34 protein-coding genes and 1 other RNA gene are annotated in these 22,574 nt (G+C 35.0%); 6 read left to right on the plus strand and 29 right to left on the minus strand.

All coding sequences use genetic code 11. The features are described 5' to 3' along the window. Window position 1: 1 nt before the first annotated feature. From CC92_RS0105615 to CC92_RS0105690, 15 genes are all read right to left on the minus strand, one after another. Window positions 2-382, minus strand: coding sequence for a hypothetical protein (locus CC92_RS0105615; RefSeq protein ID WP_051650815.1), 381 nt, complete (start codon window positions 380-382; stop codon window positions 2-4). Beyond that, a complete protein-coding gene (locus tag CC92_RS0105620; RefSeq protein WP_029503952.1) occupies window positions 361-570 on the minus strand; it encodes a hypothetical protein in 210 nt (69 codons plus the stop codon). Before CC92_RS0105620 ends, CC92_RS0105615 begins: the two co-directional genes overlap by 22 nt. Continuing rightward, window positions 570-842: a hypothetical protein gene (locus tag CC92_RS0105625; RefSeq protein ID WP_029503951.1), complete on the minus strand. Its 273-nt coding sequence runs from the start codon at window positions 840-842 to the stop codon at window positions 570-572. Before CC92_RS0105625 ends, CC92_RS0105620 begins: the two co-directional genes overlap by 1 nt. Before the next feature lie 217 nt (window positions 843-1,059). Beyond that, window positions 1,060-2,970, minus strand: coding sequence for a DUF927 domain-containing protein (locus CC92_RS0105630; protein WP_029503950.1), 1,911 nt, complete (start codon window positions 2,968-2,970; stop codon window positions 1,060-1,062). Next, a complete protein-coding gene (locus tag CC92_RS21465) occupies window positions 2,967-3,467 on the minus strand; it encodes a CHC2 zinc finger domain-containing protein (RefSeq protein ID WP_051650814.1) in 501 nt (166 codons plus the stop codon). Before CC92_RS21465 ends, CC92_RS0105630 begins: the two co-directional genes overlap by 4 nt. Next, complete coding sequence (locus tag CC92_RS0105640) at window positions 3,457-3,957, minus strand: ERCC4 domain-containing protein (RefSeq protein ID WP_029503948.1); 501 nt, start codon at window positions 3,955-3,957, stop codon at window positions 3,457-3,459. The genes CC92_RS21465 and CC92_RS0105640 overlap by 11 nt, the downstream gene beginning before the upstream one ends. A gap of 19 nt (window positions 3,958-3,976) precedes the next feature. Next, window positions 3,977-4,399 carry a single-stranded DNA-binding protein gene (locus CC92_RS0105645; protein ID WP_029503946.1) on the minus strand — a complete coding sequence of 141 codons (423 nt, stop codon included), beginning with the start codon at window positions 4,397-4,399 and terminating at the stop codon, window positions 3,977-3,979. Next, window positions 4,399-5,112: an ERF family protein gene (locus CC92_RS21470; RefSeq protein ID WP_051650813.1), complete on the minus strand. Its 714-nt coding sequence runs from the start codon at window positions 5,110-5,112 to the stop codon at window positions 4,399-4,401. The genes CC92_RS0105645 and CC92_RS21470 overlap by 1 nt, the downstream gene beginning before the upstream one ends. A gap of 10 nt (window positions 5,113-5,122) precedes the next feature. Next, window positions 5,123-6,229 carry a DUF1351 domain-containing protein gene (locus CC92_RS0105655; RefSeq protein ID WP_029503943.1) on the minus strand — a complete coding sequence of 369 codons (1,107 nt, stop codon included), beginning with the start codon at window positions 6,227-6,229 and terminating at the stop codon, window positions 5,123-5,125. Then, window positions 6,229-6,576, minus strand: a complete 348-nt coding sequence (locus CC92_RS0105660; protein WP_029503941.1) for a hypothetical protein — start codon at window positions 6,574-6,576, stop codon at window positions 6,229-6,231. Before CC92_RS0105660 ends, CC92_RS0105655 begins: the two co-directional genes overlap by 1 nt. Further along, window positions 6,569-7,174, minus strand: a complete 606-nt coding sequence (locus tag CC92_RS0105665; RefSeq protein WP_029503939.1) for an HD domain-containing protein — start codon at window positions 7,172-7,174, stop codon at window positions 6,569-6,571. The genes CC92_RS0105660 and CC92_RS0105665 overlap by 8 nt, the downstream gene beginning before the upstream one ends. Continuing rightward, the gene (locus tag CC92_RS22440; protein ID WP_155998426.1) at window positions 7,164-7,310 is read right to left on the minus strand and encodes a hypothetical protein; all 147 of its coding nucleotides are present in this window, start codon (window positions 7,308-7,310) and stop codon (window positions 7,164-7,166) included. Before CC92_RS22440 ends, CC92_RS0105665 begins: the two co-directional genes overlap by 11 nt. A gap of 4 nt (window positions 7,311-7,314) precedes the next feature. Further along, window positions 7,315-7,578: an AbrB/MazE/SpoVT family DNA-binding domain-containing protein gene (locus CC92_RS23600; RefSeq protein ID WP_029503938.1), complete on the minus strand. Its 264-nt coding sequence runs from the start codon at window positions 7,576-7,578 to the stop codon at window positions 7,315-7,317. An 86-nt stretch (window positions 7,579-7,664) separates the two neighbouring features. Beyond that, window positions 7,665-7,814, minus strand: a complete 150-nt coding sequence (locus CC92_RS22445; RefSeq protein ID WP_155998424.1) for a hypothetical protein — start codon at window positions 7,812-7,814, stop codon at window positions 7,665-7,667. Window positions 7,815-7,946: 132 nt separating this feature from the next. Next, a complete protein-coding gene (locus CC92_RS0105690; RefSeq protein ID WP_155998422.1) occupies window positions 7,947-8,141 on the minus strand; it encodes a hypothetical protein in 195 nt (64 codons plus the stop codon). A gap of 100 nt (window positions 8,142-8,241) precedes the next feature. On the opposite strand from CC92_RS0105690, the gene CC92_RS20775 reads away from it, so the two are divergent. Continuing rightward, window positions 8,242-8,439: a hypothetical protein gene (locus tag CC92_RS20775; protein ID WP_034218453.1), complete on the plus strand. Its 198-nt coding sequence runs from the start codon at window positions 8,242-8,244 to the stop codon at window positions 8,437-8,439. Here CC92_RS20775 and CC92_RS22450 read toward each other — a convergent pair. From CC92_RS22450 to CC92_RS0105715, 4 genes are all read right to left on the minus strand, one after another. Continuing rightward, a complete protein-coding gene (locus CC92_RS22450) occupies window positions 8,427-8,588 on the minus strand; it encodes a hypothetical protein (RefSeq protein ID WP_155998420.1) in 162 nt (53 codons plus the stop codon). The two genes, CC92_RS20775 and CC92_RS22450, sit on opposite strands and share 13 nt — an antisense overlap. Before the next feature lie 39 nt (window positions 8,589-8,627). Continuing rightward, window positions 8,628-8,798: a hypothetical protein gene (locus CC92_RS22455; RefSeq protein WP_155998418.1), complete on the minus strand. Its 171-nt coding sequence runs from the start codon at window positions 8,796-8,798 to the stop codon at window positions 8,628-8,630. A 42-nt stretch (window positions 8,799-8,840) separates the two neighbouring features. Next, a complete protein-coding gene (locus tag CC92_RS0105710; RefSeq protein ID WP_029503936.1) occupies window positions 8,841-9,077 on the minus strand; it encodes a hypothetical protein in 237 nt (78 codons plus the stop codon). A gap of 94 nt (window positions 9,078-9,171) precedes the next feature. Beyond that, window positions 9,172-9,387 (minus strand): hypothetical protein, encoded by a 216-nt coding sequence (locus CC92_RS0105715; RefSeq protein WP_029503935.1) that lies wholly within the window; start codon window positions 9,385-9,387, stop codon window positions 9,172-9,174. A 183-nt stretch (window positions 9,388-9,570) separates the two neighbouring features. On the opposite strand from CC92_RS0105715, the gene CC92_RS0105720 reads away from it, so the two are divergent. From CC92_RS0105720 to CC92_RS0105730, 3 genes are all read left to right on the plus strand, one after another. Then, the gene (locus tag CC92_RS0105720; protein ID WP_029503934.1) at window positions 9,571-9,900 is read left to right on the plus strand and encodes a helix-turn-helix domain-containing protein; all 330 of its coding nucleotides are present in this window, start codon (window positions 9,571-9,573) and stop codon (window positions 9,898-9,900) included. Further along, a complete protein-coding gene (locus tag CC92_RS0105725; RefSeq protein ID WP_031420218.1) occupies window positions 9,897-10,586 on the plus strand; it encodes an ImmA/IrrE family metallo-endopeptidase in 690 nt (229 codons plus the stop codon). The genes CC92_RS0105720 and CC92_RS0105725 overlap by 4 nt, the downstream gene beginning before the upstream one ends. A gap of 163 nt (window positions 10,587-10,749) precedes the next feature. After that, complete coding sequence (locus CC92_RS0105730; protein WP_029503931.1) at window positions 10,750-11,784, plus strand: site-specific integrase; 1,035 nt, start codon at window positions 10,750-10,752, stop codon at window positions 11,782-11,784. A 25-nt stretch (window positions 11,785-11,809) separates the two neighbouring features. Here CC92_RS0105730 and ssrA read toward each other — a convergent pair. The 4 genes from ssrA to CC92_RS22465 all read right to left on the minus strand — a co-directional run bounded on the left by ssrA (window position 11,810) and on the right by CC92_RS22465 (window position 13,618). Next, window positions 11,810-12,146, minus strand: a transfer-messenger RNA (tmRNA) gene (ssrA, locus tag CC92_RS22070). Between the two features lie 221 nt (window positions 12,147-12,367). Next, window positions 12,368-12,826 (minus strand): hypothetical protein, encoded by a 459-nt coding sequence (locus tag CC92_RS0105735; protein WP_155998416.1) that lies wholly within the window; start codon window positions 12,824-12,826, stop codon window positions 12,368-12,370. Window positions 12,827-13,157: 331 nt separating this feature from the next. Continuing rightward, window positions 13,158-13,316, minus strand: coding sequence for a hypothetical protein (locus tag CC92_RS22460; protein ID WP_155998414.1), 159 nt, complete (start codon window positions 13,314-13,316; stop codon window positions 13,158-13,160). Between the two features lie 143 nt (window positions 13,317-13,459). Beyond that, window positions 13,460-13,618 carry a hypothetical protein gene (locus CC92_RS22465; protein WP_155998412.1) on the minus strand — a complete coding sequence of 53 codons (159 nt, stop codon included), beginning with the start codon at window positions 13,616-13,618 and terminating at the stop codon, window positions 13,460-13,462. A gap of 120 nt (window positions 13,619-13,738) precedes the next feature. Between CC92_RS22465 and CC92_RS0105750 the strand changes: the two genes are divergently transcribed. Further along, window positions 13,739-14,692, plus strand: coding sequence for a helix-turn-helix domain-containing protein (locus tag CC92_RS0105750; RefSeq protein ID WP_029503929.1), 954 nt, complete (start codon window positions 13,739-13,741; stop codon window positions 14,690-14,692). Window positions 14,693-14,770: 78 nt separating this feature from the next. On the opposite strand, the gene CC92_RS0105755 is transcribed toward CC92_RS0105750, so the two are convergent. From CC92_RS0105755 to CC92_RS0105770, 3 genes are all read right to left on the minus strand, one after another. After that, window positions 14,771-15,181 carry a response regulator gene (locus tag CC92_RS0105755; protein ID WP_029503928.1) on the minus strand — a complete coding sequence of 137 codons (411 nt, stop codon included), beginning with the start codon at window positions 15,179-15,181 and terminating at the stop codon, window positions 14,771-14,773. Between the two features lie 407 nt (window positions 15,182-15,588). Then, the gene (locus CC92_RS0105765) at window positions 15,589-16,173 is read right to left on the minus strand and encodes an accessory gene regulator B family protein (protein ID WP_029503927.1); all 585 of its coding nucleotides are present in this window, start codon (window positions 16,171-16,173) and stop codon (window positions 15,589-15,591) included. 39 nt (window positions 16,174-16,212) lie between these two features. Beyond that, window positions 16,213-17,520: a hypothetical protein gene (locus CC92_RS0105770; protein WP_029503926.1), complete on the minus strand. Its 1,308-nt coding sequence runs from the start codon at window positions 17,518-17,520 to the stop codon at window positions 16,213-16,215. A gap of 376 nt (window positions 17,521-17,896) precedes the next feature. Between CC92_RS0105770 and CC92_RS0105775 the strand changes: the two genes are divergently transcribed. After that, window positions 17,897-18,100 (plus strand): cold-shock protein, encoded by a 204-nt coding sequence (locus CC92_RS0105775; RefSeq protein ID WP_029503925.1) that lies wholly within the window; start codon window positions 17,897-17,899, stop codon window positions 18,098-18,100. A 108-nt stretch (window positions 18,101-18,208) separates the two neighbouring features. On the opposite strand, the gene CC92_RS0105780 is transcribed toward CC92_RS0105775, so the two are convergent. The 3 genes from CC92_RS0105780 to rnr all read right to left on the minus strand — a co-directional run bounded on the left by CC92_RS0105780 (window position 18,209) and on the right by rnr (window position 22,544). Further along, window positions 18,209-19,855 carry a putative manganese-dependent inorganic diphosphatase gene (locus CC92_RS0105780; RefSeq protein ID WP_029503924.1) on the minus strand — a complete coding sequence of 549 codons (1,647 nt, stop codon included), beginning with the start codon at window positions 19,853-19,855 and terminating at the stop codon, window positions 18,209-18,211. Window positions 19,856-19,868: 13 nt separating this feature from the next. Continuing rightward, the gene (gene smpB / locus CC92_RS0105785) at window positions 19,869-20,333 is read right to left on the minus strand and encodes an SsrA-binding protein SmpB (protein ID WP_029503922.1); all 465 of its coding nucleotides are present in this window, start codon (window positions 20,331-20,333) and stop codon (window positions 19,869-19,871) included. Between the two features lie 63 nt (window positions 20,334-20,396). After that, on the minus strand, window positions 20,397-22,544 hold the full coding sequence (gene rnr, locus CC92_RS0105790; protein WP_029503921.1) for a ribonuclease R: 2,148 nt from the start codon (window positions 22,542-22,544) through the stop codon (window positions 20,397-20,399). Window positions 22,545-22,574: the final 30 nt, after the last annotated feature.

Consider the following 22,574-nt stretch of genomic DNA (forward strand, 5'->3'; position numbering starts at 1 on the left):
CTTAATTCTCCTTATCCAAATTTATAAATACACCTGCTTCTTCCGCTTTTCTGCAGTACTCTTTAATCAACATTGGGCTCTCACAGCACTTGTTTACGTGTTCTGCAAATAACTCATTAAACTTTTCAATCTGATAGTTACTAAAGTAGAAATCATCCTGCAGAATCGCGATTGATATTGCAATAGCCGTCATAGTAGAATGAAACTTCATCTTTTCAGTGGCTGCCTGTATATCCTTTCGAGATATATTTAAACTGCATCCGGATACATTTCGAAATTCAATAGTCTTTTTCAATTCCTCAATCCCGTCTTTCTCAACAATACGAAGCGCCAAATCCAGTCCCTGATTAACTCCTTGGATTATATCATTCTGTTTTCCCATCCTGACCTTACCTCCTGCTTCATACATCTGTTATGAATAAAGTTATCTCTACCGCTACGTGCCTTAACATACACGAATAGACTTTGTGATATATCTTCACTTGTAAACTCCTTACCACAGATATGGCAGATTTTATTTTCTGCTTGTTTCTGCCTGGCTGTTAAAGTAGCTCCACTTCTCTTGGCCATTATTTATCCTCCTGTGCTTTACAACCCTTAAAAAGTAATAACCCCTCATATATATTGCTTCTATCAATCAAAATTCTAAGTACTGCAGTAACTAACAGAGCAGACACCTCGCAGTTTTCATAGTTCTGTCCAATCGTCTCACACGCTAAATTTATTTCATCCTCATATTCTGCACAGTCAAGATCCTTATACTTAAGAAATAAGTTATATGTGTCAGACCAGATGTTTGCAATTTCTTCATCTGAAGGTTTGTAATATGTCATGCTATTCATCAGATTCACCTTTCTCCTAGTAACCACCGTAACCCATTTATTGAATAACGGTTAATACTGGGTTACCTATTCAAAGCATTGATTTTACTGTGTTTCTTAACTTCGGTAACCCGGTAACCCATATTTTCATATCTTCAAGCAACTATGTTAGTGTGTATGTATTTGATAGGACACACACCGAAGATATATATAAGGTCTAATTTTACGGGTTACTGGGTTACCGCTTATCCTTAAATGGGATTTCTATCTGCTCATTAATCTCGTGAAAGTCAGTATCTTCAACGGTTTCCGCATCTTCGATGCTCTCGACAGTATCCATTTTCAAGAATACGCACCGGGTTACCTTACCCTGTATCTTTTTACTTTTAGTAACCCGTTCCCTGTCTTTTTCATTAGAGGATTGAAGTAACCCGTTCCTTTGAGCCCATGCAAGAAATCCTTTCGCCGAAAAGTTTCCTCGATCAGCCATACTATTAAATACGTTATTGTTAATAATCGCATACCCATTGTCAATACACCCCCATACATCTCCACGATAAGTTCCCGTGAATCTGTCTGGAACAAAGTTATTAATGTGCATTTGAATGTCAGACATAATAAAGTCATATGCCCTTTCTTCCTCGGATATATCTCCTTTGCTCTTTAACATCTCATAGCACTTATCAAAGTCAAGATATTGGCCATCTTCAAAAATCTGCTCTGTAGCGATCTTATCTGCAGTAAGAAGAATACTCATCGGTATAATCTGTTTTTCTTCTTTCTCCTCGCCCATTTCAAATTGCTTTGCATAAATTCGGTCAAGGAACTCTCTCTGAATAGACTTAAGTTCCTCTAATGACATACTGGAGATAATGTTTATAAACTCTTCACCTGCATATCCATAATGCTCTTTGATGATATCCACTACTTCAGCACCGCTTTCAAATATATTGCCTTCTTCCGATTCCACTTCAATGATTCTATTGATAGCTCCGCCATTCATTGTTTCTGATACTAGGGAACGCTCTGAATTGGTAAGGACAATATTCTTCCAATAACGTTGACGCTGTAAGCCAATGCTCGTATTCGAACGTTCCTTACCACCTCCTGAGCAGAGATTGTAAACAAACTCCCCAAAGTCATCCTTAACCTTTTTTTGTATCTGTGACAAGTCATCAATAGCTAGTGGAAGATGATTTAAGAAATCTAGTCTAACTTCTAATGCAATCTCATTCGCTTTTGCACGGATGAAATACTTTCCTTCCGTTGGATCTGCCCATACACTTGTCGCTACCATAAGAGCTACTGTTTTACCTTTACCTGTCTTACCATATGTTGATATGATAAATGGAAGTGCATTAAATTTATGTAGCAATGGACTGGCAAATGCTCCGGCCAGATACATCTTTGCTTCAATTCTTCCGGATGCTCTAATCTTTCTCATCAAGTCTAGCCATTTTGTATAGGAACCGTGACTAGTTACACTTTTGAATGCTCCTGAAAGAGCATCGTCATTATCAAATACCACTGTGGAATCATATGGAATGAAAGATTTATCTAACCATCCAAGTTTAGAAGTAGACTTCTGTTCAGGAATAAGCTTTTCATTCATACTCTCCATATCTGCAAGATATTGAACAAGAGCCCTGGCATTTTCCGAAGTGACACGCACACCGTACTTCGATAGATTTACTATTCGGTTATTAGAAGAGATAACTTCTTTGTCAACGATAACCTCTTTCCAACGACCTCTGATTTTAAATGCGAGTACAGACTTTAAATATCCTGTCTCTGCATTGACAAGCATACGAACTGGAATTATCGGATGTGTACACGCTGTTTTCTCACCAAAGTTTGTAAGGATTGAGATTCCATCATCATTAGCTATCCACCCACCGCAATACATCTGCGGATAATCATCTCCAAAGTCTGTATAACTACCTCCAGTTTGTTGATTGTAGGATTGCCTAGCTCTTTTAAAAGCTTTTAACATACGGTCAAAATTCTGTTTCACACCAAAACTCTTGGCCATATCAGAAAGTGTGCAAATCATAGCTGCCTGCTGAATCGGATCCTGTTCATCGTATATCTCGGTAAAAATGTCTTCTTCCAAAATTGCTTTTCCATCCAGCGACTTATAATCTATCATCTACTCACCTCACTAATCATTTGATCTAATTTGTATTCTTCGTAAACCACTCTATTTTGGCATTCACACCAAAGATCACTGTAAGGAGTCTCAGAATCAATAATATCTTTAAGCGCTAACACTATGGCTCTTTGTTCCATAAACATCTTTGTCTGATGAGTGACGACTTGTTTTGCCTGCAGTCTTTTTCTCTTTGCACTTGCTGCAGCAACATATGACTTCCAAGAAGGCTTATCATTTCCACCTAGCAAATCAAATGCCGTATTAAAGTCGCAACCTGTCAACTGCATAACTACATCAAATACATTCCAGTTCCGGCCACAGACAAAACATTGAACACCATCTTTAAATACTTTCATAGAAGGATTTTTCTCATGATGAAACATGCAGCGACACATCCTTCTTTTGACCACAACACCATACTCCTCTAAAACTTGAAACATGTTTTTTGTGGTTATGATTTCTTCCTTACGCTCCTTCTTTTCTTTAAGTGTCATAACATCCACCCAGGATCTCTAAAATCCTTTTTCCTGTATCCTTTTTATCACAAAAAAGAAATTCACATCCATACTTGTCCTGTAATGTATTTAGTATCTTATATAAAACATCGCCCTTCATTGCCTTAACATCTATATCAGTCCATTTACCATCAATGCGAACTCTCTTTTTAGCTCTTGGATTTACCCAAAACACTAAATCCTGAAGGCTGTTAATTCCATTACCATGCTCACATAATATGACTAACTTTATTCCATTCTCCTGGGCTCTAATCAGCTCATTTCTGAATCTTGTATGATCCTGGGTTACGTTGTTACATATCTCGCTTATATTTTGTTTCCTGTCGATTATGAGCCGGGGATTATCCAAACTCATATAATCCCCAGTCCACAATTTTGAGATGTAATACTTGACTCCTTCTGAATCAAATGTTGCTAATATCTTTTTGATAGCTCTCGCCTTTTCCCTTGAATCTACCTGTATAGTCAAGTAATCACGCTCCTAACAACTAATTAAATGGTAGTTCTTCATCAAGACCTTCTGGAATATTCATAAATCCATCACCAACAGCTTCACTTGGGGTAGGTCTTGCTGATTGCTGATAATCACCGGAACCCTTGCTCTCAGCAAACTCCATTTCATCAACAACAATTTTAGTAGAATATACTTTCTGGCCTTCTTTGTTCGTATAGTTCTCATTCTGTACAGATCCCCATATTGCAAATTTTGTTCCCTTAACTGCATATTTTTCTACAAACTCAGCTGTCTTTTTAAAAGCGATGCATCTAAAAAAATCAACATTAGGTTCACCATCTCTTTGAAATCTTCTATTTACTGCAATATCAAAATTTGCTACAACATTACCCGTTTCTTGTCCATATCTAATCTCAGGATCTCTTATTAATCTCCCAATCATAATAACTTTATTCATTAGGCACCTGCTTTCTTATCTCTTAAAGGTTTCAATCTATTGATTGCATCCTCAATATTTTCCTCTGTAAGCTTATCTATTGAATCCACTTTATAAAACATCAGCATACTCTTAGGATTTGTACCAGTACGTGCAAGTTCTGCATTTAACTCAGCCATTTTGATGGCATCTACTTCTGTAGCTTTCACTTCACTTGATTTCTTATCAGCAGGTGATTCTTTTGGTTTATCAGCTTTTTCTTTACTACTCTTTGCAGCCTGCTTAGGGACATCCTTTCCATTTGGATTTACTTCATGAGTCTCGCCATCCGGATCCTTCATTTCCTCTGTTGGGATGCAGAATACTTGAAAGCAAGCATATTTAAAAGCCACAGACATTGCTTTGTTGGTCGCTTTGTCACCGGGGTCCATTGCTTCCCCTATCACAGTAGCTTGAACACTGGACCCGTCCTCTGCATAGAAGGTATATCTAATTTTACAGATTGAATAAAGTAATGTTCCACCTTGTCTGGATGCTCGTTCCTCTCTGATCTGTTCCAAAACTTCCGGAACCACAAACACTCCATTTTTCTCCATAGCAGGTTCTAACGCATTCATTACATCATCAATTCCTCGGTACATAAATCCATTCCCTTGGGTATTGCGTTTGTTCTTTCCAATAGCTCCTATTTCCCTCATAACGCTATTAATTGCTTTATAGATTAATCCTTCCATCTAATACCTCCTATAGCTTTGCAAACTGCACACCAATTTCGAAAAGAATCTTCTCAACTTGCTTATGCTGTCCTTCAGTTCCTTTAATCATATATCTAACAGTAGTTACAGGACTGACAGGCTTGCACTTAACTTCAAATGCATTTTCCTCTTGCTTCTCTTTCACAACAGGAAATGGTACTTCATCAGCTATGTGAAAAGGTGCTTCAGAAATATTTGTTTCCTCTTCAATAGAGAAAGGAGACTCTTCTATCTCGACTACTCTTTGAGATTCCTCGCGACTTTTAATTTCTTCCTGTTGTCTACGAACTTCCTCTTGAGCCTTTGCTCTTTCCTCTGCTCGGATACGCTCAATCTCTGCCTGACGTTCTCGCTCTGCAGCAAGTTCTCGTTCTCTTTGTTCCCTAGCAAGACGTTCCTGCTCTTCACGAGCCTTGCGTTCTTCTTCACGCTTTCTTCTCTCTTCTTCCTCACGTCTGCGACGCTCTTCAGCTTCGAGAATAGCTTTCTTTTGCGCTTCGTAATCGTTGATAATCTTAAGAGCATCAGCAAGTCGCTTAGTAGTCTTATATGTAGCCATTGCCTTTTCTTCGACTTCGCTCTTCATAGCCTCAATTGCTTCTAAGTCTGCAATACGATTTTCAACAGCAGTATCAATATCGTTCTTGATAGACTTAAAAGACGTATTAACGTTGAGCCAAGAATCCTTAAAGACTTCATCAAATTCCAAAGTCTCCGATTGTCCACCCATCTTCTGCAGATAATAGTCGTAAGCTTTTTGCTTCTTAACAGCCTTTTGCTTTTCATCATACTCTTTAACCTGCTTATTGATTAATTCAATAGGCTCATTAATAATCTCGATAAGTTCCTTGGCTTTCTTTTCAAATTCAACATATGGAATCATTAAGCTATTCTTTACTTCTTTACGCTTATCATCGATGGCTTTTGCCATATTTCGGAGTGTCGTTACATCTTTCTTACGTTCTGCTAGTACTTCCTCCGTTACTTCCATAGATTTATAAATTTCCATCTGTTCAGAGAGCCCCTGTTTGATTTCATTAAAATTGAAAGAGATCTCTGCAGGTTTCTGCGTTACTATTACTTGTAGTTCATTCATTACCACTCGTCCTCCTCATCGTTGTGTTCCCTTTTAACGCACTTCTTAGCAGGGTAAGGAGGCTTTTTTTCAACATTATCTTCCACAACCTTAAAATCGAAAGAGATGGCTCTGATTTCCTCAGAAAGGCTTCCTATCTTTTTATCAATCTGTTGGATTATGAGTGAAACAATCATGTCATTCACGGAATCGCTTTCACACACATCTTTGAGGTTGACTTGTCTTCCATATCTATCATTAATTACAATTTTAGTTCCCGTCTTAATACCTTCTAAAAGCTGAATTTCGCGAGCTTTACAATCGGCATCATTAGCAATGCTTGATACCATATCCGAATATTTACTCATTAGATTCACCTTCTCCCTCAACAACTCGACTCGCCCACATATCAGCAAAGTGGATTAATATTTGCAGAGGAGTCTCATTACCATTAAGACTGCGACCTAATCCAGCATACAATCCATTGTGATAAAGGATAGCAAATTGCTCCTCTTCAGTAAGTTGAATAAATCTGCTAGCCTCAACTACAGATACAACTTCATGGTCAACCTTTAACAAATCGGTACTCTGAGCATAAGGCTTTGCATCTGAACGCTTACCACTCTTTAAGATGTTATCTACATATAAAGGCTTATCAAACTGACCAATCTTACCAAGATCATGAAGCAATGCAGAAATGATTATAGAATCACCAAACTTACACACATCATCAAATCCCATGATAGATATTGATGTATCATTCGCAATGTTATAAACATTCAAGCTATGTTCTGCTAACCCACCTTCCTTGGCCAGATGATTTCCTCCACTACATGGAGCTGAGAAAAATCCATTCTTGTCCATATGATTAATCAAGTTACTCATACCTTCTCTACCAGTACTTAAAAGAAGATTAATTATCTTGTCTTTTACTTCTTCCTTACTAAAATCATTTTTATATCCCATTCGGATATACCTCCTTATCATGTTTTCCGTAGTCATTTGGAACGACTACAAATCCTAATCTACTTTCATCGCACTCACATTTTTCTCCATGGTCCAAGTTGGCTCCACAATGTGGGCATGTCCAATAATCTTTCATAGGCTTACATCTCATCTGTGAACTGCATTATGCAAGTGGTGCATAATGTGACACCATTCAAAGTAACTAAGCGATTACCGTTACCAAGCTTCTGACCACAAACCTTACATTTACATTCGTTCTGATACTTTTTAAGTACTATATTGTTACCATCAACATAAATCTCCATTGGGTCTCCTTCTTTGATTTCCATAGTCTTTCTCATTTCTTTAGGGAGAACGATTCTTCCTAACTCATCAACTCTTCTAACAATCCCTGTATTCTTCATTTACAGATCCTTTCTGCCATGGTATAATGGCTATAGAATATTTTGTTTGTACGCTAAGCTTGGACGGCCATCCAGCTTGGCGTTTTTCATTTATTAACAGCTCTCGTGTTAATCTTTACATTTCTTCTCATCTTAAAATTGCATCTTGGGCAAGTATAATTATCCTTTGCATACTCTACCTTTGCAGATACATTCCACGGTATACCACAATGCCTACACCAAAAATATGTAGCCAAGCCATTACCTCCCTTCTTTGATAATGTTTATGACTTGTCCATCATTAATGATGGTAACTAGCCCTTTGAGTTCATAGCATATTAAACATTCCTCAATTGTTGGTATGATACCTTTTTCCATTGCTGCTCCTCCTATTCTTCATCTGCGCTATACTGGATTTCATCGTAAGCATAGCGAATCATTTTATCTGCAACATTTCTAATGCTACGCCCTGTCTCGTCAGCAACCTCTTGGAGCTTGTCATAGACTTCTTCACTCACTTTAATAACCATCAGTCCTTTATTAGCCTTCTGAACTCTTTGTTTTCTTTGCATAATTAATGGCATGTTCTCACCACCTTCCATTGTTGTAATAATTTGTCGTTTCTCCTATAATGTAAGTACCAGGCGTTACAGCGCCGAGTACGTATGAAAGGAGAAAATACTTATGAGTAATGACATTAGTTTTTCAACATTTCCAAGCTCTAAAACGCAGGCATTAACTATGCTCTATCTGCAAAAAGCTGACATATCTGATTTGACTCCCTCACAACTGGCCAAAAAATATGATGAAGTTTATGAAGAAATATCCTCTCATTACAAACAAGTTGGCAATGCTAAAAGAGAAGCCTTTTACGGCAGATAATCTATTAGAGTAATAATTTCAGTTATTGCATGTGTGATGGCTGGTAATTCTTCATCAGTACATCCAATTGATCTCTCCGCTAATAGTTCCAGCTGTTGGCGGAGAATTTCATTAACGCTCATCTCGCTTAAATTCTTGTTTTTCTCCATCCTCTTCCACCTCCTCTCAGCTTGTCCTTCCTTGACTGCCTAAGCAGTTTTATCATCGTTTCCTTCTTGCTTTTTATCACTTGCAAAAACTAACTCTGTAATCTCATATCCTTCTTGCTCGCAATACAACTCTATGAGAAGTCTTATTGCCTTCTTAGCATCAGGTTTTCCTATAAATGTAAAGGTCGGTTCTTTCTTTGCTTTACTCATGTTGCACCTCCATATATGTTTTACGTTATTATATTTCAAATTTCACATAATTAACGACTTTTCCTCATCACTAAGCTTAATTGCATTACATAGCTTTCTGAGTTCACCTAGTGTGAATGTCTCAGGACGTTTCTTTTTATTTTGAAATGTCCTCTTTGTACATCTAAGCTTCATAGCAATCTGTTCATCACTTAGATTGAACAACTCCATGTTTTTTGCTATGTACGCTCTTGTAAGTCTGTCTTTATTCACCGATTCATCAGCTTTCAGCTTTGGCACGTCTCCCTCACCCCTTTACATTGGCTTTCCAATTATAACTGCTGCCTATTGACATATGTTTTCTACCTTGTTACAATAAACAGAACATATGTTCCTATGCTGCGAATTCTACCCTGGAAAACAAATAGTCATAATCATATTCAGGAAAGAATACTTTTCTAATCTTTGCCGCTTCATCAAAATAGAACCCACAAGCAACAATTCCGTTGAGTTTATCACTTATTGTTGCTTGTCTACATTCTAATAGATTGGAAATTTGTATTGCTGTAATACCCTTGGCTTTCATTACTGTTAAAAGATTTTTATACATGCATTGTTCCTCCTTTCAAAATACTTAAATCCGTATCGGATGATTCGATTATATACCGTGTACCGAATATAGTCAACGATAAAAATACCGAATAACGAATTATTACGTTTATCCGTATTTTCAGTATTTACAAAATATGTTTTTCAGTATATAATGTGAAATATATTGGAAACGAGGTGCGCTATGGAAAAAGCTAAGATTCTTGAAAGATTAATTAAAGAGCAAGGATATAACCTAAAATCCTTTGCTGAAAAATGTGGTATACCATATACCACTTTGTACGGTATTATTAAAAACGGCGTGGGTAGAGCTACTATGGATAACATTATGACAATATGCAGATACCTTGGGATTAAGGTTGAGGATCTAGAAAGAATGGCTGAAGGTAAAGCAGAAGAAACCCAGCCATCATACAGCGACTTAATCACTGTTTACACAAGAAGTAAAAAGAACCTATCGCAAGAAGAAAAGATGAGATTAGCTAGAATAATACTAGAGGATGATGAAGATTGACAAACAACGAGATAATAGCAGGCACCTTATCCGTGTTTAAAGAATGTAGCATTAATAATTTTCCAATAGACTGCTGGGACATTATTAATCAGTACGGATATAAGGTTAAAAGATACTCTGAGCTTAAGCCTAAAAAACAAGAAGCTTGCATGGGTTTAAGTGATGACGCAAACATCATAGGTGACACAGTATATTATAATGAATCTAAAAGTACAAATAGGATAAGATTCTCATTAATGCATGAATTGGGTCATGTTATATTAAAATCTGACAATGAATCTGAATGTGATAAGTTTGCCAGTCATATTATCGCACCACGTATCGCTATACATTATTCAAAATGCAAGAACGCAATTGATGTTACAAAAATATTCATATTATCTGACCAGGCATCAAGAATAGCCTTTGATGATTATAGACGGTGGCGTCGCATTATATCAATCTACGGTATGTCCGCTATAGACAAGCAAATGTATGAACATTTTTATAACGAAGATGCTCAAAAATTTGTCTGGACCTTTGACCGATGTGATTTCTGTTACACAAATGATACATATAACGGCGATGTGCTATGTGATTCCTGTAAACTCTACGAAATAAGAAAGAACATTCATACTAGAAGAACTGATTACCAAGAACATGATCTTGATATTGCTAGAAGCAGATGGCTTTATGGTAATCTGTAAAACAAAAAAACAGCCCCAGTGCTTCAACACCGGGACTGCTCACATAGATACTATTCGGTTAGACCGATATAATATCGCTCTCAACAAGTCATATTATATCATTTTGAACTCTACACCGCAATAGGTGTATTTTTTATACCACAAAATAGAAAGGAATGATATTATGGCAAAAGCAAAGAAATTACCAAGTGGACAATGGAGAACTCTGGTCTACGATTACACAGACAGTGCAGGGAAAAGGCACTATGAATCTTTCACAGCTGATACAAAAAAAGAATCTGAATACATGGCAGCTGAATTCGCATTAAACAAAAAAAGTAGGATTAAGATAGACATCACCTTTAAAGAAGCACGTGATAAATATTGTGAATCCAAGAACAATATTCTTTCTCCTTCTACTATCAATGGTTATAAACAAATGGATACTTACTTTGGTTGCATTGATAATATAAAATTATCAAAGCTAACTCAGGAACATATCCAACTATGGGCCAATGAGTTTGCATCTACTCATGCTCCTAAAACCGTTCATAATGCTCATGGATACATTAGTGCTATATTAAAGAGCTACGCTCCTAATATCGCTTTAAATACTTCTTTACCACAAAAAATAAAACCAGTCTATTATGTACCGTCTGATTCTGATATAAGGATTATTATTGACTATCTAAAAGAGAATGACATAGAAATGTTAAAGGCAGTTTGCCTATCAGCCTTTGGTACTCTAAGACGTTCCGAAATCTGTGGTCTTGACGCTTCTGACATTAACGGAAATACATTATATATTCATAAAGCATTAGTTAAAAATGCTGATAAGCAATTAAAAATAAAAACAACAAAAACCACCTCTTCTAGTAGGTATGTTGAGATGCCTGCGTTTGTTATAGATTTGTTACCAAAGCAAGGAGCAATAGTGTCATTAACGCCTGACGCAATAACACGAAGATTTTTTCGATTACTAAATAAACTTAATATAAATCAATTTAGGTTTCATGATTTAAGACATTACTCAGCATCAATCATGCATGCTATAGGAATACCAGATCAGTATATTATGGCTCGTGGTGGTTGGGGATCCGACAAAGTGCTCAAGGCAATTTACAGAGGTACTATTGATGATTATCAGAAACGATTTACAGATTTAACGAATACCCATTTTGACGAATTATGCAACACAGAATGCAACACAAAAAAATAAAACCCTAGTAAACACTAAGGTTTTGCAGTGGAGATGACGGGAGTTGAACCCGTGTCCAAAAGCCCTTCCATTGTACTTCTACAAGTTTAGTTGATTTTTTTACATTCCCTACGTCAGACTCGAATCAACACGATTCTGATTTCGGTAGCTTCATATTACGCCCACATACTCAAAGCTTTGTATATGTCGTTTCCTACATAGTCGATGCCTGGGTCTTAAAGTATAGGTGCTCTAAGTCAGACAGCTGCCATTAGGCAGCGTATGCTAAATTATCGTTAGCGTTTATATTTATTGTGGATTTAACGCATTCCTACGACTTGCTTCTCCAATTTCAAAACCCCTGTCGAAACCGGTACATCCCCAAATTATTACAATAACTATTTTGAGGTGTGTACTGATTATAGTATAGTATTCACCAATTGTCAATAGAAATAATAACAGCTGCAGTTCTATCGTATTACCGAAGACTGCAGCTGCCATATGTATGAATATACTTTGGGGGCTAAATTAGTTGTTGAATATTCTCCCTGATAATTTATCTATCATGGATTTCAAGATTTGCATTACTTCCTTCAGTTAACTTCTACAAAGCCAACCGAAACATCAAGCGGTGCGTTTTCCATCCTGCAATATTCTTGTTCACCTTATAGGTTACCCGTTGATTATTTACCACTGCTCTTCCTAATAACAAATCACTTTGTTTTTGAATAAGCAGATTATTAACTTTTTTGATAAATTCTTCTTCTTGTTTTATTATAACTTGTAACATGTTTTGATGATTTCTAAATACTATAAAGCCTGAGTAGCCCTCTTCCCGACATTTTTTAAAACATTTATCTAGATAAATATTCATCCCCTCAAGACTATATATACCATTTATTTTGTATCTATCGTCTGGAATTGGTTCGACTTCTTGGTCAACATAGGCTTCCCCAACATCAGTGAAGTAAACAATAAAGTAACGTATGTAATTAATACTACTGTAAATACTCGTTATTTGTTTTACAGTTTGTAACCGAAACCTTAGCTTTTTCTTCATCATGATGTCTCCTATGCATGCTTTAACTAGTAGTCAGTAATCATATGAAAGATTAATGTAAATTATTAATCAAGAAATTTTCTATCAAATCTTCAATTGAGGATTTCCGATGGTATCACCTTGGTCACAAAGAAATACTTTTTTGATTGCTTTCTTTATTAATATTAAAACTTAAATTAGCAAAATTTAAATTAAAACCATAGCTAATATAGCTCTAATGATAATTGTCTTTTTAGCCATTTTTATTATCCTTAGATGATTGTATATAGTTTACTTGTAACTAAAGAGAAAATTTATCTAAAAACCTAACTATTATTACCTTTTATCTTTTTGATCAGATTTTAAGTTGAAGATTTATTATAAACTGCCCTTGATCACAAAGTGTGACTTGTCTTTCATTTGCTACTGAGATAACTTTGTTCATGGATGACAATCCAATAAAATTACAAGCTAACGCTAAAATTGTACAGACAATTAAAATTTTTCTTCCCATAATCAATCTCCTTAATAGCTGAAATTGGTCAGACCTCTTATTGAATATAGAACCCAGAACCATTTAGGTTAATAAATTTTGCTTGTACGAAAATAAAAATAATTTCTAAGAAGCTTAACAAGCATTATCTTTTTAATTACTAATTAGAGCTTAAGTTGAAGATTAGTTATATACTCACCTCTATCACATAGAATGACTTGTTTTTCATTTGCTGCTGTGTTAACATTATTCATGGATGATAACCCAATAAAGTTGCAAGCTAATGCTAAAATTGTACAGATAACTAAAATTTTTCTTCCCATAATCAATCTCCTTAATGTATAATATTAATAATGTTTATAAGTTTCTTACTTGTTGAATGTATTGTATCATATAAAAAAATCCGTGAATATTGACAAGTATGTCACATTGGGGTGAAAAAAATGCAATCAAATGATTTTGGTTCTTTACTTAGGTCCTTACGTAAAATGTTAAGGATGACTCAGTCAGATGCATGTAAGGATATATGCTCATTACGTCAGTATGTACGTCTTGAAAAAAATATTTCAGAACCTTCTATGTATCTAGTCCAGCTTTTATCTCATAGATTTAACTATGACTTGTTAACACATTATAAACTAATATATTGTGATATGACTCTTCAAGCGAATGCTATAAAATCAGAAGCCGATGATTTAATAAAACAAAGAAAATATAATGAATTATACCCATTAATATTGAAAGCAGACAAACTTTCAGAATTTAAACGAGGTGAAAATTTACAATGTAGCTTTTATTATAAATCACTTTATTATTATCATGCAAAAAATGATATAGAGTTAGCTCTTCATAATTGTATTAATGGTCTACATGCAGAAGATTCGCAAATTACATCTAATAATTTTAAAGGTAAAATTTCTTCAAATGTTGGTTTAAGCCTACTCAATATATTAGCTTGTTTTCTACAACAATCTAACAAATCGGATAAAGCAATCGAAATATGGACTCAAATATTAATTGATATTGAAGAGAAGATGTCAGCTAATTTTACATATTATCAATCCAGCGTAGAGTTCATAAAACAATTATATTTGTCAACCTGCTACAATATAGGTCTACTAAAAACCGATACTAACGATTTAATATCTGCTATAGATTATTTTGATAAAGGAATTAATTTTGCATCAAAATATAATTGTCTATACTATTTGGCATATATTGTAAGGCAAAAAATGCGTGTTCTATACACACTGAAACGATTTGATGAGGCAAGAGCCTCTTATGATATCTGTATGGCATTATACTTATTACGAGGAGATTTATCAGAACTAAGAAGCTGCGAGAAAATAATGAAAGAAGATTATCCAGAATTATCAATAATTAAAATGTACGATTAAAACGTTACATATAACAAAAACCGTGGAATCCATAACATATGGATTTCACGGTTTTATTTCACTTATTGTTTATGTAGATCACCTCGGCAAAGGCACCTGATACATCGCCTCATGTACCTCGTCTATTATACTCATCAAACTTTCTGTACTAAACGGTTTAGACACAATATTTGTTATCCCAAGATTGTATGCCTCTCTCATCTTCGAATCATCCACTGTCCCAGATAAAATCGCAACATAGGGCAGATCCATCTCTTTATCCATTAAGTACCGAACAATATCCAAACCATTTTCATGTTCCGTTTTTGTTTGGGCATAGGAGTTTAAATTCAGATCAAGAAATATTAAATCTATCTTTTCTTCCTCTAAAATCTTAACCGCTTCTTCATAGGACCCAGCATCAAACATATATAAATTTCTATATTTACTTAAACTTGTCTTTATACCGATTCGAATAAAAGCTACATCGTCAACAATTAAGATATTCAAATATAATCCCTCATTTCGTAAATAAGTTCATTTTTTCATAAAAGTTTACTTATAATACCATGATATCAGAAATACTTAAATAATTCAATTGTCTTTCCCTAATTATAAAACATTTCACCTTATAAGGAATCCATAATAAAAGCAGAGCCGAATTGTTAAACAATGTCAGACTCTGCTTAAAATTATTCTACCAGATTAATCTATTAAATCCTCTGGCATTTCCTCTTGTCCAAAAATCCAAACAACGCATGTACTCGTAAATAATTCAGCAAGTGCTACAAATGTCGTAATTGTTGATAATAAAAGCTTTGACATAGTTATTACCTCCATTTGTTAGTTGTACACTATTGTACAAGTCCATTCTAGCACATTTTACTTTTATTTACAACTAATATTATGGATATAATTTACATTTTTATTCTGTCGTGCTGAACCCTAAAAATATAATATGCCATAGGGGTGATAAGTATTAAGGTAAAGAACATCGAGTACAAGCTCATACTGTAGATATCCTTCCATAGAAAACGACTCAAAAATGTCAACAACATACCAAGGAAGAATGAAAGTTTCATCTTTCTTTTTTCTTCCTTCTTACGAATAGGTCTTGCATCAGTTCCTTGCGGCACATATCGATACCATAAAAAAAGATTGATTAGCCATAGAATTATTTCTAGTTCAATTGTCAACGGTAATACTTTGGTAATCGCTATGATACCTCCTACTAATAGTAACGAGCTGGTAAAACACAGTACATAATTTTTAATATGAATTCCTCCAGAGTAGCTACGGTATAACTTTAGCAATATAATTACAATCACTGCTTCTTTGAGAGAATGAAACCAAAGAAGTATAAAAGCAATAAGAAACGAAAAAAGTAAGCTGCGTAGAAATATTTTTGTTTGATAAACAGCACGTTTTGCTTTTTTAGCTTCATACCCCTTTTTTGTAATTAGTAATTGCTCCAAATCATTATAGGTAAAATGATTTTTCAAGTTTACAGCCTCCTTAAAGCATCGTAACAAATTACGTCCTTAATCCTCGGTACGCTGATTATTTATGGTAAGTCGTATCTCAAACTCCTCCTCTTTATCTATAATATCATAGTGAATTGATTTATTTTTTCTTACTAGTTCCTCAATATTTCTAAGTCCAATATGTTTTGATACTCCATACTTTAATAACTTTCCATTTTCATCAAAACTCTTGAAATTCTTGGTGTTAATTTCAAAACGATTATCGTCAAATCGTAAATTAATATACACCGTCATATCCTTGGCAAAGTGTGCAACTTCGATTGCATTATCTACAATAATGTTTAATAGATCAATAAATATTTTGGAATTGATTTTTACATTACTATTACCATCGTAAGTAACCTTTAAGTTTACACCTAATTCTTGCGCATAATCCTGTTTTATGCTTAAAATCGAGGCTACCACGGTATTTGGTATATTAATATATTTTAGCTTATAGTTTATTTTGTTATTGTCATCCCAATCTAGTAGGTCTTTTAAAACAGCTCGGATGTCCTCAATTTTTAGTTCTTCACAATTAACAAAGAAATTAACAGCTTGCATCATGTTATTATAACTATGACCAAAATAGTTAATATTCTCAACAAAATCTTGATGTATTTCGTTTAATGTATTTCTTTCTTCAATTTGACGATTTCTATAGTTGGTAATAACAGATTCATAATAGGTTAGTAAAATTATTGTTAAGATAAGAAGTATCGTGAAACAGATGAGCATAAACGATTCATTGCTAATACCTTGTTTATTATAGATTTCTGCTCCTAATACAATGAACATTAAAATAAGGAATATCGTCACACCAAATTTAATGAACTTAACATAACGCTTGGTTTTTGATTCACAATACCTTATTACTTTATCATAAAAATTATCTTTACTAATCCACATATAATAGGCCAGAATTAACATACCCACCATGTAAAAACCTTGGACGATATCAACATGAACTTGTTTTGGTATTGAAACACTAAAAAAACTAAGAGCTATGTTAGTTACTAATAATGATATAATTTGTATTAAAATAATTACGATATTAACAAATAAACCAGTAACCAAAGAAACTACTAAATTACGCTGATAGATATAATAAATCAAGATAATTATAGCAACCATAGGTAAAACCTGCATAAGTATTTCGCCAATAAAAAAAGCAAATTCTATATCGAACTTTGTTTTATAATATGACATGCAAAATAAAGCTGATGTATAACCTAAGATTCGATAGATCCCCCTTTTTCGAAACAAAGAACGTATAAAAAGTGTTATTACTAAACTATCTAGTAACAATAAAATTGCGTCATGCATATGTACTATCCCCACCTGTATCTTCATATTCCCTAAAACGACTTTGATAAAAATCCTACTTTATTCCTATATTCTACCTTTTTTGAATAATTTTGTCAAAATGTTTAACTGACATCTTTTTAGATCTATTTTATTTTTCCCTTATTTTGTAATTGACTTTCCTTCTTTCCTATGTTATAGTTAGAGAGTAATAATAAATGCGATTTTGATTCACATATTTTTGTAAGTCATTAACATTTAATGATTTACAAAAATATGTGATTTTTTTATGAGTTAAAACTCATAAGCATTAAAATGCAGTCGCTTTTTTCCAGACAGTGTGGACATCACAAAAGACAGCAAGCTGTCAAATATTCAAATTTTTAGGAGGTATTTTATGAACAAGGGTACAGTAAAATGGTTTAATGCACAAAAGGGATTTGGTTTTATTACTAACAGCGAAACTGGTGAAGATGTTTTCGTACATTTTTCCGGTATTGCATCTGAAGGCTTTAAGTCTTTAGAAGAAGGTCAGAACGTAACTTTCGATATTACCAAAGGCGCTCGTGGTATGCAGGCAACTAACGTTTGCAATGCATAATCGAATAAAATGAAAAAAGGGCAAACCATTAAGGTTTGCTCTTTTTTTTATTCATGCCAAGGAAAGTTCGCATAGCGTGATTTTTCTTGTTTAAAAAATTCAATCAATTTATTCTTGCATAGCTGCAACAATTGCAGGTATCAACTGCTTCTTTCTTGATACAACTCCATCTAACTTAAAACTATTGGCAACTTCTTTCACATGGAAGGCATTCTCTATTACTTGCTTCGCCATGGAACCAACACAAAGCAATTCAGTTGATTCTCTAATGATATTCGTCAACATAAAGAATATCATATCTACTCCATGCTCCTCTCTTGCTTTCTCCAGATAAGGATATAAACGGTCCTTGATTTCCGAAAGTTCTAAAGCATTTAATGAATTAATTTGACCTACACCAAAGGTTGCATCTCCTACAGAGAAATCCTTATAATCTTGATAAAAAATTTCATCTGCTGATTTTGATTTTAAATTACTACCAGCTTCAAATATTTCACCCGCAAATTCAGTCACATCAACTCCTGCAATCTTAGCAAGATGTTCTGCTGCCTCAATATCAAACTTCGTACAGGTAGGAGAACGATACATTAATGTATCAGATATAATAGCTGCACAAAGAAGTCCAGCAATCGGCGGTTCTATATCAATACGATTTTCACAATACATCTGATAGACAATTGTTGCAGTGCAACCAAGCGGCTGATTTCGAAAAAATACTGGTTTCATTGTCTCAATGGTACCAAGGCGATGATGGTCTATAATTTCTAAGATTTCTGCATCTTCAATGCCGTCTACTGCTTGATCTTTCTCATTATGATCCACCATAATCACTTGTTTTCGTTCCATATTCAATAAGTTACGTCTGGAAATCATACCTCGATAAATCCCTTTATGGTCAAGGATAGGGAAATCACGATTTCTTTGTTTTGCCATTACTGTTTTTATCTCATCAACATACGCATCGGTACGGAAGGTTATTAGGTTATCACGAATCATAAACTGACTAATTGGCATACTCTGGTTCATTAGTCTTGCTACCGTATACGTATCATGAGGAGTGCTAATTATCGTACAACCTCTTTCCTTTGCTAATTTCATAATGGTCATGGAAACTTTAGCACCCTCACAAACTACGATGCAACCTGCCTTCATCTCAATTGCACATAATTGGGACTCATAACGATTTCCAAGGATAACAAGGTCATTTTCTTCAATATAGTCTTCCATTAAATCAGGGTTTGCTGCTGCTATGAGTACCTTCCCTTGTTCAAAAATTGCATGCTCATCTCCGACTAAAAGAGTTCCTTCTAGTGTCTCTAAGATGTTAATATAAGGTGTCTTTGCTTCCGCAAGTATTCGATTATCATATACCTCCATATAGGAAGTGGTGATATCACCAATTGTAATAATGCCCTCTAATTTTCCTTGATCCGTAATTGGAAGAGTTACAACGTTATTTTTTCTCATTAAGTTCCATGCCTTTTTTAAAGACAAAGTACTGTTGACTCCTTCTGTTTGTCTAATTTCGATGTCTCGTACTTGTGTCCTGACATCAGCAACGTACTCTGGAGGTGTTATTTTAAATCGTTCCAGGATATATTGTGTTTCCGAATTTATCTGCCCTGCACGTTTTGGAACATAGTCTCCGCCTGTTAACTTACATTTTAATGCAGCATAAGCGATTGCGGAACAGATGGAATCGGTATCCGGGTTCTTATGGCCAATTACTATTACTTTCTTCGCATTTGTTGTCATACCTATCCTCCTGTTAGAGATTCTTTACCTTAAAGTCCTTCTCTGCTTCTCTTTTCTGATCTTTCTTTGCGATATCCTGTCGCTTGTCATAGAGTTTCTTACCTCTCGCTACTCCGATTTCCATCTTAACTAGACTATCCTTTAGATAAACAGTCAACGGTACCAAGGTATAACCTTTTTGCTGTATCTGACCTACAATCTTATTAATCTGGAATTTATGAAGTAAAAGCTTTTTCACACGCAAAGGATCTTTATTAAATATATTTCCCTTTTCATATGGACTTATATGCATGTTATAAATATAAACCTCACCATTTTCTATACGGATAAAGGATTCTTTGACACTGCACTTACCCATACGTAGAGATTTTACTTCGGTGCCATGTAACACAACACCTGCTTCATACGTATCCTCTATGAAATAGTCGAATCTGGCTTTTTTATTATTTGCTATTAATTTGATTCCTTCTTTTGCCATGTCTTATCCCCCATTTCTGTTTTGATCTGGAAGAATAAAATGAAATTCTTATGGATTTCATTTTTATTCTTCGATGCGATTTGCTCTGCCAACAATAGAAAAGTTAATCGTACGCATCAATTTGTCCGTATCCTCAACACGGATAACGACTGCCTCTCCTAATTTATACGTTCTCTTGGTATGCTCTCCAGTTAATAGATAATGCTCTTCATCATAGATATAATAATCATCATGCATGTCTGCAAGCCGAATCATACCTTCTACAGTGTTCGGAAGTTCTACATACATCCCCCAAGATGTTACTCCTGAGATTACTCCTTCAAAGGTTTGCCCAATAAATTGACTCATATACTCAACCTTTTTTAGTTTTTCTACTTCTCTCTCAGACTCATCTGCTCTACGTTCTGTTAAGCTTGATTGCCTTGCTACCTCATTTAAAATATTTTCATAATGGTTAATTCGTTTTTCTTTTAATCCTCCACGCAGATTTTCTTTTATAATCCGATGAATCTGAAGGTCAGGGTAACGTCTGATTGGAGAAGTAAAATGGCAATAATACTTGGTAGATAAACCAAAATGTCCATCGCAAGTCGTCGTGTACTTCGCCTGCTTCATACTACGAAGAGTCAATCTGCTAATCAAAGCTTCTTCTGGCTTTCCATCAATCTTTATTAATAATTTCTGTAATTCCTTTGGATGAATTTCTTCCTGCCCAATTCGCATGGTATAGCCAAAATTATTGATAAAGATACTAAGCTTTTGTATCTTTTCTAAATCAGGATTCTCATGAGAACGATATACAAACGGTAACTCCTGCCAGAAGAAATCTTCTGCGACCGTTTCATTGGCAATTAGCATAAAATCTTCAATAATCTTCGTAGCTTTATTTCTTTCATATGGTTTAATCTCCGTTGGTCTACCATCAGAATCCAAGGTAATCTTACTTTCTGGAAAATCAAAATCAATGGAACCACGTTTCCTACGTTTTTCACGAAGTATATTCGCTAATTCTAACATTAATTCAAACATCGGAACCAGCTCTTCATACTCTTTTCTCTCTGCTTCATCATGATCCTCTAAGATTTTTTTCACAGAAGTATAGGTCATTCTTCGGTCAACATTGATTACTGTTTCAGCAATTCTATGGCCAACTACATTCCCTTTCTCGTCAATCTCCATCATACAAGATAATGCAAGACGGTCGCTGCCTGCATTTAAAGAACATATTCCATTCGATAATTTGTGAGGAAGCATCGGAATTACTCTGTCTACCAAATATACACTGGTTCCTCTTTTTAAAGCTTCCTTGTCCAGTGGAGAACCTTCGGTAACATAGTTACTAACATCTGCAATATGAACACCTAAGAGATAGATGTCTCCTTGCTTTGAAATTGTGATTGCATCATCTAAGTCCTTAGCATCTTCACCATCGATCGTTACTGTTTGTAGATTTCTAAGATCTACCCTGCCACCAATATCTGCACTGCTTACCTCTTCTCCGATACGCTCTACCTGCTTCATAACTTCGTCAGGAAATTCCGTCGGTAAACCATTCTCTAATATTACAGATACAACATCAACGCCAGGATCATTGATGTGGCCAATGATCTTTGCTATCTTACCTTCTGGGTTCTTGGTTTCGCTGCCATAATCTGTGAGCTGGACTAATACTTTATGGCCATTCACTGCTCCCTTAGTATGTTCCTTCGGGATAAAGATATCGCTATTAAACTTCGTATTATCAGGAATAACAAAGCCAAAGTTCTTGCTTTTTTGGAAGGTTCCAACAAGTTCCGTTACATTTCTCTCTAGGATACTGATAACTGAACCCTCTCTACGTTTCCCACTTTGTTCCTCAAAGATAGCGATCTGAACACGATCTTTGTTTAGAGCACCTTTGGTTTCACTCTCAGGAATAAAGATATCCTCGCCTTCTTCTCCCTCGATCTTAACGAATCCAAATCCTCTGGTTGTTCCTGAAAAAATTCCAGTTTTAATATTACCATTCGTTTCTTTATATCTACCATTCCCATCTAGCATAATCTTCCCATCCGATAGTAAGGAATCCAGCACTAGTTTTAAATCGTCTCTCTCATCTTTTGGAACCTGAAGTAAACTTGCAAGTTCACGAAATTTCATTGGACGATAGGATTTGTTTGTTATTACTTCAAACAATAATTCTTTTTTATTTTTCAATATTTCTTTTTCCATTCATACCTCCTTTTTGTTGCTTTAGAACCT

This window comes from Lachnoclostridium phytofermentans, from assembly GCF_000733755.1.
Taxonomy (GTDB): domain Bacteria; phylum Bacillota; class Clostridia; order Lachnospirales; family Lachnospiraceae; genus Lachnoclostridium; species Lachnoclostridium phytofermentans_A.